Annotated in this window: 5 protein-coding genes; 3 read left to right on the top strand and 2 right to left on the bottom strand. The window is 70.3% G+C overall.

All coding sequences use genetic code 11. The annotated features are described in order from the left end of the window. Positions 1-180 precede the first annotated feature (180 nt). Together PPSIR1_RS28005 and PPSIR1_RS28010 are read left to right on the top strand one after the other, a co-directional pair. Positions 181-1,308 carry an efflux RND transporter periplasmic adaptor subunit gene (locus tag PPSIR1_RS28005; RefSeq protein ID WP_006974574.1) on the top strand — a complete coding sequence of 376 codons (1,128 nt, stop codon included), beginning with the start codon at positions 181-183 and terminating at the stop codon, positions 1,306-1,308. Beyond that, the gene (locus PPSIR1_RS28010; protein ID WP_006974575.1) at positions 1,305-4,541 is read left to right on the top strand and encodes an efflux RND transporter permease subunit; all 3,237 of its coding nucleotides are present in this window, start codon (positions 1,305-1,307) and stop codon (positions 4,539-4,541) included. Before PPSIR1_RS28005 ends, PPSIR1_RS28010 begins: the two co-directional genes overlap by 4 nt. 797 nt (positions 4,542-5,338) lie before the next feature. Here PPSIR1_RS28010 and PPSIR1_RS51320 read toward each other — a convergent pair. Next, entirely contained in the window at positions 5,339-5,695 is a 357-nt protein-coding gene (locus PPSIR1_RS51320) for a hypothetical protein (RefSeq protein WP_006974576.1), read from the bottom strand. Between the two features lie 817 nt (positions 5,696-6,512). Between PPSIR1_RS51320 and PPSIR1_RS28020 the strand changes: the two genes are divergently transcribed. Then, on the top strand, positions 6,513-7,853 hold the full coding sequence (locus PPSIR1_RS28020) for a cytochrome P450 (RefSeq protein WP_006974577.1): 1,341 nt from the start codon (positions 6,513-6,515) through the stop codon (positions 7,851-7,853). Positions 7,854-7,872: 19 nt separating this feature from the next. On the opposite strand, the gene PPSIR1_RS28025 is transcribed toward PPSIR1_RS28020, so the two are convergent. Beyond that, a partial coding sequence (locus PPSIR1_RS28025) for a sigma factor-like helix-turn-helix DNA-binding protein (RefSeq protein WP_006974578.1) occupies positions 7,873-8,429 on the bottom strand: 557 nt, incomplete at its 5' end.

Below are 8,429 nucleotides of genomic sequence, written 5' to 3' on the forward strand. Positions count from 1 at the left end.
GCGAGCCTCGGCGAGAACAGGTTGGGCTCCTCCTCTGGGGAGGTTCGGCGCTCGGGGAGCGCGCGAGCGCTTGCCAGGGGAGGCCGACCCCGGCACAACTGCCTCACCTTGGCGCCCTCGCTCCAGCTTCGACACCGACGCGCGCGCGCGTGGGCCTTGCTCGCGTGCCTCGGTGCAGGGGTGACGGGGTGCCCTTCGTCGCAGGGCGCTCAGCAGGCCAAAGCCGGCGCGGGCGAGCGCCCAGCGCCCGTCGAGGTCGCCGTCGCCGAGCTCGGCAGCATCGAAGAGCAGTGGACCTTGCTCGGCAGCGTCCGCTCGCTGCGGGCCGCCTCGCTCGCGTTTGGAGCGGGCGGCGAGCTCACCTTCCTCGAGGTCCGCGAGGGCGATCGCGTCGAGCTCGGGGCCGTGCTCGCGGAGATCGACGAGGACCGCGCGCGGGCTCAGCTGTCCGCGGCGATCTCGAGCCGTCGAGAGAGCGAGCGCGAGCTCGCGCAGGCGCGCCGGGAGGCCGAGCGGGCCGCCGAGCTCGGCGAAGCGGTGCTCGCCAGCGAGGTCATCGAGCGCGAGGCCGTGCGCGCCGAGACCCTCGAGGCCCGCAAGGGCACGCTCGCCGCCCGGATCCGCGCCGCCAAGGCCGAGCTGTCGGATTACCAGATGCTCGCCCCCTTCTCCGGGGTGGTCGCGGCTCGCCACGTCGACGTGGGCCAGTGGATCGACCCGGGCCAGCTCGTGCTCGAGCTCGTCGACCCCGAGGCCGTCGAGGTCCTCGTCGACGCGCTGCCCCGCCTCGCCGGTCACGTGCGCGTGGGCGGACGCGCGAGCTTGCGGCCGGCCGAGGGCTTGCCGGGGGCGGAGCCCGTCGAGGCCGAGATCGTCGGCGTGGTGCCCTCCCTCGACCCGACGACCCGCAACTTCACCGTGCGCCTGCGCCCCCTCGCCGGCGCGGGCGAGGAGCAGGCCTGGCTCGTGCCCGGGGCCTCGGTCGGCGTGGCCTTCCCGGTCCGCTTCTCGACGCAGGAGGCGGGTGCGGAGGTCGAGGCCGAGGCACCGAGCGTCATCGTGCCCCGCGACGCCCTGGTCCTCGGCGCCGTCGACATCCGCGTGGTCACCGTGGTCGACGGCGCGGCCAAGCCCGTGCAGATCGAGGTGCTGGCCTCGGCGGGCGATCAGGCCCTGGTCCGCGGCGCGGGCCTCGAGCCCCGGTCCGTGGTCGTGACCCGGGGCAACGAGCGCCTGCGTCCGGGCCAGAGCGTGCGCGTGCTCGAGCCGTCGACGGCCGAGGGCGACAGCGCCGAGGCGCAGCCGTGAGCGCGAGCGAGGGGCCCGCCCAAGCTCGCGCTTCGAGCGAGCCCCCGAGCGGCCTGCTGGCGACGCTCATCCACCGCCCCGTCACCGTCACCGTCGGCCTCGTCCTGCTCATCCTCGCGGGCTTGTTGTCCGTCGCCGGGCTGCCCATCCAGCTGACCCCGGACATCACCGTGCCCACGGTGACCGTGAACACGCGCTGGCCCGGGTCGAGCCCGGCGGAGGTCGAGGCCGAGCTGCTCGAGGAGCAGGAGGAGGCGCTCAAGAGCGTCGTCGGCCTGGTCCGCATGGAGTCGACGGCGCGCCCGGACCAGGCCGAGATCACCCTCGAGTTCGAGGTCGGCACGGAGCTCGAGCTCGCGCTGGTCCGGGTCTCGAACGCCCTGACCGAGGTGCCCGCCTATCCCGACGCCGCCGACCAGCCCGTCGTGACCACGTCGAGCTCCACGGGCCCGCCGCTGTCGATCATCGCGATCCGCTCGCCCGAGGGGGAGCCCGTGGCCGCCTACCGGACCTGGGTCGAGGACGAGATCCTCCCGCAGATCGAGCGCATCCCCGGGGTCGCGAGCATCCGCCACATCGGCGGGCGCGACACGGAGGTCCACGTCGACTTCGACGTCGCCGCCCTCGCGGCCCGGCGCATCTCCGTGGCCGAGGTCGCCGCGCGGGTCCGGGCCGAGCTCACCGACGTGTCCGCCGGGGACCTGAGCGTGGGCAAGCGCCGCCTGCTGGTCCGCACGCCGCTGAGCCCCGATCGCGCCGAGGACCTCGAGGCCGTGGTCATCGGCGCCGGGGAGGCGGGCCAGCCGATCCTGCTCGGCGACGTCGCCGAGGTCGAGGTCGGCCTGCGCAAGCCCTTCGGCGTGGCCATGACCAACGAGCGCCCGGCCATGGTCCTGCTGCTGTTTCGGGAGGCGGGGACCAACGTGCTCGAGGTGTCCTCGGAGATCCGCGCCGTGGTCGAGGCGCTCGACCGCGACACCCTCGCGCCCGAGGGCCTGAGCATCGAGGTGCTCAGCGATCAGACCGGCTACATCGAGGGCGCCCTGGCCCTGGTCCGACAGAACCTGATCGTCGGCGGGGTCCTGGCCATCGTCGTGCTGTGGCTGTTCCTGCGCAGCGTCGGGGCGGCGGGGCTCATCGGCCTGTCGATCCCCGTGTGCGTGTTCGGCACGGCCCTGGGCATGGCGGTGCTCGGGCGCACGGTCAACGTGGTCTCCCTCGCCGGCACCGCCTTCGCCGTCGGCATGGTCGTCGACAATTCCATCGTCGTGCTCGAGTCCATCGACACCTGGCGCGGGCGCGTCGACACCATGGCCGAGGCGGCGTGGCGCGGCGTGGGCGAGGTCTGGGGCGCGCTCTTGGCCAGCACGGCGACGACCGCCGCCGTGTTCATCCCGGTGATCCTGTGGCAGGACGAGGTCGGCGAGCTGCTCCGCGACGTCGCCGCGGCCATCTCCGTCGCGGTCGTCGTGTCTTTGCTGGTCTCGGTGCTCGCCCTGCCCAGCCTCGCGGCGCGGCTGCTGAGCGTGCGCGAGGCGGCCGAGGACGAGGCGCGAGCGCAGGGGAGGGCGCCGCTGGGTCCGCGCCTGCGCGCGGCCGTGGGCGCGCAGGTCGGCTGGCTGAGCGCCCGCTGGACCCGCGCCCTCGCCACCTTGCTCGTCGCCATGGTCGGCTCCGCGGCCCTCGGGGCGTGGCTGCTCCCGCCCATGGAGTACCTGCCGACGGGCAACCGCAACCTCGTGTTCGGCATCATCACGCCGCCGCCGGGCTACTCCATCGACGAGCTCGAGGCCATCGGCGAGGCCTTCCAGGCCCGGGTCGCCCAGCACGCGGGGGTCGAGCGCGACGGCGTCCCGGCGATCAGCCGATCCTTCTTCGTGGGCGACCCCAACCGGGTGTTCTGCGGGGCGGCGGCCGTTGACGACGCCCGGGCCGGCGAGCTCGCGGCCTTTTACCGCCAGCGCCAGGCCGAGGTCCCAGGGGTCTACGCCTTCGCCAGCCAGGCCTCGCTGTTCGCCAACCGCCTCGGCGGGGGCCGGGCCGTCGAGGTCGATCTGTCCGGCTCGGACCTGCGCGCCCTCGTCGGCGCCGGCGGGGCCTTGCTGGGCAGCATCCGCGAGGCCATCCCCGGCGCCCAGGTCCGGCCCATCCCCTCCCTCGAGCTCGGGGCCCCCGAGCTCCACGTGATCCCCAGGCGGGGCGAGGTCGCGGGCCTCGGGGTCCGCGGATCCGAGCTGGGCGCGACCGTCGACGCCCTCGTCGACGGGCAGATCATCGGCGAGTGGGGTCGGGAGGGCGAGCCCAAGGTCGACGTGGTCTTGCGCGGACGCTTGCCCGACGACCAGGGCACGCTCCGGTCTTCGGGGAGCCAGGCCGGCGCCGACGCGAGCACGCGGCTGAGCGCGGCCCAGCTCGCGGCGGCCCCGGTGACCACGCCCTCGGGCGAGGTCGTCCCCCTGGGCTCCCTGGCGACCATCGAAGAGCGCCTCGGGCCCACGCAGATCCGCCGCATCGAGCGCTCGCGCTCGATCACCTTGCAGGTCACCCCGCCCGAGACCGTGGCCCTCGAGACGGCCATGGCGACGATCCGCGAGCAGGTCGACGCCATGCAGGCCAGCGAGGTCATCCCCGCGGGCGTCGACGTCCAGCTCTCGGGCACGGCGGGCAAGCTCGAGCAGGCCCAGGGCCGCTTCGCCCAGGTCCTGCTGCTCGCCGTGGTCATCTCCTACCTGCTGCTGGCCGCGCTGTTCGAGGACTTCATCGCGCCCTTCGCCGTGCTCGTCAGCGTGCCGCTCGCGGGGGCCGGGGGCGTCCTCGGGCTGCTCGCCGTCGATCGCTGGCTCGGTCTTTCGGGCGGCGACCAGCCCTTCGACCTGATGACCGCGCTGGGCTTTTTGATCCTCATCGGCGTCGTGGTCAACAACGCGATCCTGGTCGTCGACGGGGCCCAGGCCCGGCGCCGCGCCGACCCCGAGCTCGGGATCAGCGAGGCCGCAGCCCAGGCCGTCGAGGCCCGGGTGCGGCCGATCTTCATGAGCGCCCTGACCTCCCTCGCCGGGCTCGTGCCCATGGTCGTGGCGTCGGGCTCGGGCTCGGAGCTCTACCGGGGCGTGGGCGCCGTGGTCCTCGGGGGTCTCGCGCTCTCGACGGTGCTGACCCTCTACGTCGTCCCCTGCGCCTACACCCTGCTCGCGCAGCTCAGCCGGCGTGTCACGGCACTCCGGGCCAGCTGAGGCGCGCCCGAGCTCGAGGCGAATCCACGCCCCCGCGTGCGGGGGCGACCCCATGCCGTCTCGAGGGCACGAACCCCATTGCCCACCAAGCCAAAGCGGAGGAGCGGAGCGACGAAGCGCCCCCGGTTCGAGGTGGCTGTTTTGCCGTCGTGGACGACGCCACGCCCTCCCTGCCCCACGTCCACGACTCAGGGATTGTCAACGAATCCACGCCCCCGCTTGCGGGGGCGACCACCAGCCTTCTCGTAGGCACGAACCCCATTGCCCACCAAGCCAAAGCGGAGGAGCGGAGCGACGAAGCGCCCCCGGTCTCGAGGCGCTCGTGGGGGCAAAGTAGAACTCAGGGATTGTCAACGAATCCACGCCCCCGCTTGCGGGGGCGACCACCAGCCTTCTCGTAGGCACGAACTCCATTGCCCACCAAGCCAAAGCGGAGGAGCGGAGCGACGAAGCGCCCCCGGTCTCGAGGCGCTCGTGGGGGCAAAGTAGAACTCAGGGACTGTCAAGGATTCCACGCCCCCGCTTGCGGGGGGCGACCACCAGCCTTCTCGTAGGCACGAACTCCATTGCCCACCAAGCCAAAGCGGAGGAGCGGAGCGACGAAGCGCCCCCGGTCTCGAGGCGCTCGTGGGGGCAAAGTAGAACTCAGGGACTGTCAACGAATCCACGCCCCCGCTTGCGGGGGCGACCACCAGCCTTCTCGTAGGCACGAACCCCATTGCCCACCAAGCCAAAGCGGAGGAGCGGAGCGACGAAGCGCCCCCGGTCTCGAGGCGCTCGTGGGGGCAAAGTAGAACTCAGACCTTGAGCTCGCTCGCGCCCTTGGCGAGCTGGTGGCGCGCCATCGCCAGGTTGCCGGTCTTGCGATCGATGGCCAGGTAGAGGAACAGGTTCGAGCCGACGGGGCGGATGATGTGCAGCTGGCTCGACAGCGTGATGAGGATGTCTTCGATCTCCCCCTCGATGTCGAGCGCCTCCATGACGCGCATCTTCGCGCGCACGACCTCCATGTTCCCGGCCGCCGCGACCTCGAGGTTGATCCCGGAGCCGCGGGTGGCCAGCGCCATGCCGGACTCGTGGTCAACCAGTGCCACGCCGAGCGTGCCGGTGACTTGGTTGAAGATGGTGGAGATGGTTTGTTCGATGTTGGCCATGTTGAGTGCCTCCTTGAGGCGTCGAATTCGCCTGGCTACGCCGAGGTCGATGCTGTTGTCTGAGGGGCTGGGGAGCGCCGGCGTGGTGTCGGCGAGCGGAGGCTCGAGCTCGGGGAGCAGCCCGCTGCGTTGGAGTTTGGTGTCGAAGTTCCCTGCGCGCAGTGCACGGATTACTTGCTTGTGGGAAGCCTGCATGAGCTGGCGAATTGCTTCGACTCGATTTGATATAGTTAAACCCTTTGGGTAAACGGACTTTAGCGAAAACACTACGGTCCCTTCGACGAAGATTTGAGTGCAGACGTACTGCCTCGAAAATCCGTAATCTTCAGTCTGAATGTGGCACAGCAGCCCACGATGTCGGACATTGTGGTTATGTCCAACTTGGAAAGTGGAGGACTGGGCCGCCTCAAACGTCATGGGTGGAGAGTTACAGCTGTACTGAAATCGAGTCAAGCTATTTATCGCATAGCTCTGAGTTAGTGGTTCATTGTGGTCCATAGTCAGGAACTAATTAGTCAAGTACCTTTGCCTTGATGGGACACCGCAAAGGTATGTCTAAACAGCTTCAGGTTTCAGTTTAGGCAAATGTGCCCACCTAGAGGTTGGTGTACGAGTGTGGGATGTCAAAGTGCTCGCAATCGCCCGAAGGGGGACGATTGGAATGCTGGTGGAACGAGTGTCAATTTACAGTTTCGCGATGATCTCTTCGGACTGCTGACCTCGGCGCCCGATACCCGAGCCAGGTGCGCGTCATGCTCATGTTGCGAGGGCGTGTCGCACGCGCAGGCTCGGGCGGTGCATCATCGAGGGGGCTACCGTGAACCAGACCATTCAGACCACCGGTTGGAACTTCCTCAAGACCGCGAACGCGCTGACCTCGGTCACGCTCGAGACCCTCTTGGACTGGCAGCGGCGCTTCGGGGAGCTCTACACCATCAACATGGGCCCGCTCCCGGGCTTCCAGGCCGTGGCCGACCTGGAGATGGTCGACACGATCCTGGTCAAGGAGCGCGCGCGCTTCAAGAAGGCGGCGATGTACGACGGGCTCGCGCTCATGACCGGGCGGGGCCTCGTGACCAACGAAGGCGCGCACTGGAAAAAGCAGCGCCGCCTGGCCAACCCGGCCTTTCGTCGCGAGTACCTCGACGATGTGTTCGCGCTGATGATGGAGGAGGTCGACGCGAGCATGGACGCCATCGCGGCCCGGGAGGGGGAGGTCGTGCACTGGGAAGCCGAGGCGACCGCGCTGGCCATGAACGTGGTCGTCAAGGTGCTGATCGGCTCGACCCTCGAGGGCGACACCGAGCGCTTCTCGGCGGCGGCGCAGCTGGGCCTGGCCCACGCCATGCGCCTGTGGAAGGACCCCTTCTTCAAGTACACCCAGCACCTGAGCGGGGCGAAGCGGCGCTTTGACGCCGAGAACGCCTTCTTGGGGGAGCTCATCGATCGCTTCATCCGCGAGCGCAAGGCGACGGGCAACGCGGGCAAGCGCGACATCCTGTCCATGTTCATGACGGCGGTCGACGAGGACACGGGCGAGCCGATGCCCGACCAGCAGCTGCGCGACGAGATCATCACGATGTTCCTGGGCGGGCACGAGACCTCGGCCCACACCCTGGCCTGGGGCATGCTCCGGCTCCGCGACCACCCCGAGGTGATGGCGAAGGTCCGCGCGGAGGTCGAGGCCGTGACCGAGGGGGCGCCCTTGAGCCGCGAGCACCTGCGCGCGCTGAACTACACGACCATGGTCGTCAACGAGATGCTGCGCATCGACGCGGCGGTGTGGACCATCGCGCGCACCAACCTCGAGCCCGTCCGCTTCCCCAACGGCCTGGAGTTCCCCGCGAACACCCAGTTCATGATCCCGATCTACGCGATCCAGCGGAACCCGAAGTACTGGCCGCGGCCCGACGCCTTCGAGCCCGAGCGCTTCGCCGATGGCCTGCCCAAGGGCGCGCTCAAGCACAGCTTCATGCCCTTCGGGGCCGGCGAGCGGATCTGCATCGGGCGCAACTTTGCGATGATGCAGCTGGTCGCGATCGTGGCGAGCTTGCTGCGTCGCTTCGATGTGGAGGTGCTGTCGAGCTCGGCGAGCTACGAGGCGGCCATCACCCTCGCGCCCACGAGCCACATCGACATCCGCGTGCGCTGCTTGTAGCGAGCCGGTCTGGCCTGGGCTAGCTCTGCCTGGCCGCGATGACCTCGCGCAGCTGCTCGCGGATGCGGGCCTGCAGGGCCATGGGGACGCGCTCACCCGGGGCCTCCTGGCAGGTGCGCAGGTCCGCCTTGAGCCCGTCGCAGATCGCCGAGCAGCGCGGGCAGCTGTCGACGTGGCTCTGCATGATCGCGCAGGCTCGAGCGCCGAGCTCACCCTCGGCGTGCTGGCTGAAGGCGAGGGCGATGTCGGGGCACTCGGGGGTGGGCTCGGCGACGAGGGGCTGGAGCCGATCGCGGAGGGTCTTGCGGGCCCGGTGCAGGCGGCTCTTGACCGCGCCGACGGAGACGCCGACCACGGCCGAGACCTCGGCGGCGCTGAGCTGCTCGATGTCGCGGAGCAAGAGCACCTCGCGCTGCTCGAGCTCCATGGTCTCGAGGACCTGGCTGACCAGCCCCCAGGCTTCGCGGTCCGCGGCCGCGGCCTGCGGGTCGTCGCCGCTGGCGAGCTCGGCGAGGCGCTCGACGGGCTCGCGCCGGGTCGGGGCGAACTTGCTGGTCCGCAGCTTCTTGATGCAGT

Origin of the sequence: Plesiocystis pacifica SIR-1, from assembly GCF_000170895.1 — a bacterium.
Classification (GTDB): domain Bacteria; phylum Myxococcota_A; class Polyangia; order Nannocystales; family Nannocystaceae; genus Plesiocystis; species Plesiocystis pacifica.